We start from the raw sequence: 1,777 nt of genomic DNA, 5'->3' as shown, positions 1-1,777 counted from the left end.
GGGGGGGCGCGCGGGGGGGGGGGGGGGCGCGCGCGGGCGGGGGGGGGGGGGGGGGGGGGGGGGGGGGGGCGGGGGGCGGCGGCCCCCCCGCCGGCGGGGAGGCCGCCGCGAGCGAGCCGGCTGTCCAAAATCGGATCATCGACATCGCCGCAGGCTAGGTCGGGCCCGGACGCCCCGGCTCCGTGCCGCGCGGAACGCTGTTCACTTCCCACCCGGTCGGAGTCACGGGCGCCGCCCGCGTCCGGGCCGCCCCTCCGCACGCGCCAGTGGCAAGTTGTCCGCCCTCCGCGCGTGACCCCGCCCGCGCCTGACCCGTTGAACTCGTCATGAGACGCCCGGGAAAGGCCCGGGGTCCGTCCGTACCGACTCCAGGGAGCCCCCCGTGCCGCGCATGCTCGACGTCAGCGAGGACGTACGCGCCGAGATCGGCGACGAAGAAGCCGACCGGCTGCTCGCCGGCGACAACGCCCCGGGCAGCTACGACTGCACCTCCTGCCGCACGCCGGGCGACTCCGAGCAGGAGCGCACCAGCACGGTGCTGTTCGTCGGCGAGGAGACCGCCGTCCTCGCCTTCGCCCACGCCAGCTGCATCCCGTCGCAGGTCGTCCGGGTCGCCGAGGACCAGCTCCAGGGCGCCGTGGCCTCCATCACGGCCGCCGACGCCGCCGACGCGCTCACGGCCGCCCACCCCGAGCAGGCCGTGCTCGGCGTCACCAGCGGTCTGGTCCTGATCGACGGCGAGCTGCACCCGGCGCTGGTCGTGGAGCCGACCGCGCCGGTCGCCCGGCCCGGTTCCGACCGGCTCACCGACGAGTTCCTGTCGCTCCTCGCCGAGCAGGGCTTCCACCCGGTCGCCGACCTGAACTCCAAGCCGGCCGCGCTGCCCGGCTGGTCGGTCCTGGTCGCCATGGGCCAGCTGCACTCGGTGCTCCAGCCCGGTGCCGGCGGCGCGGGCCAGACCGCCTGGTGGCAGGCGCACCAGCCGCTCCAGGTCACCGAGGGCTGGCGCGCGGCGGCCAACAAGTCGCACACGGTGCTGGTCTTCGCGGCGCCGGTCGGCTCCATCGGCCAGCAGCCCCGCGAGGACCTGCTGCGGGACGCCCTGGAGAAGGCCGCGGTGAACGGGCGCCTGGTCGCCGCCGCGATGCCGCTGGCCGGCACCTGATGGCCGACGGGCGTCCGGGGATAGGGCCGGTGCGTCCCTGGGGAGCGCCGACCGTGCCGCGTCCCCGGCGGGCCCCTCTTTCGGAGAGCCGCCCGCATCCGACGGTCGGCGGGGTCGTTGGCACCTACGTGCACGCATACGACCCTTCCCCCCAGCCGTATCCGAGTCCGATCCCCGGCATGCGCCCGGCGCAGGACGTACCGGCCGGATACTCGGCGACGCCGATCTTCGATGCCCTGTACTCGGAGTACCGCCGGTCGTTCCGCACGCTTCCGGGTGACCGCAGCGGCGAGGAGGAGCTGGCGTTCCGGGCCTTCGGCACGGCGCGGAGCACGGGCCTGTCGGGCTTCTCCGGCCTGTCGGGCTTCCCGGGGCTCCACGGCCACCAGCACGCGGCGTATCCGCCGGCCTGGTCGGCACAGCACCATCCGCCGCAGGCGGCGCTGCCGCCGGGCCCGCGCAGAGGCATCTGAGCGCGGACGTCCCAGCGCGGACTTCCGAGCGTGGACGGGAAACGGCCGAGGGCCGGAGTCGTACCTGTCTCTTATACACAACACCGAGCCCACGAGACACCAAACCATCGCGGGGTGGGGGGGGGTGGGGGTGAGTGGG

At 75.6% G+C, this 1,777-nt stretch carries 2 protein-coding genes; both read left to right on the top strand.

Going from position 1 to position 1,777, the window contains the following annotated elements:
• Window positions 1–382: 382 nt before the first annotated feature.
• Window positions 383–1,165, top strand: coding sequence for a hypothetical protein (locus ACFW1I_RS38340; protein WP_384678801.1), 783 nt, complete (start codon window positions 383–385; stop codon window positions 1,163–1,165).
• A 179-nt stretch (window positions 1,166–1,344) separates the two neighbouring features.
• A complete protein-coding gene (locus ACFW1I_RS38335; RefSeq protein WP_384678798.1) occupies window positions 1,345–1,638 on the top strand; it encodes a hypothetical protein in 294 nt (97 codons plus the stop codon).
• Window positions 1,639–1,777: the final 139 nt, after the last annotated feature.

Source organism: Streptomyces sp. NPDC058955, assembly GCF_042741435.1.
GTDB lineage: Bacteria > Actinomycetota > Actinomycetes > Streptomycetales > Streptomycetaceae > Streptomyces.
The sequence above is the reverse complement of the archived record's forward strand: the minus strand, read 5'-3'. Positions and strand labels throughout refer to the sequence as shown.

Coding starts and splice junctions, on each gene's coding strand:
- ACFW1I_RS38335 (WP_384678798.1), top strand. CDS start 1,345: ATGCGCCCGGCGCAGGACGTACCGGCCGGATACTCGGCGACGCCGATC.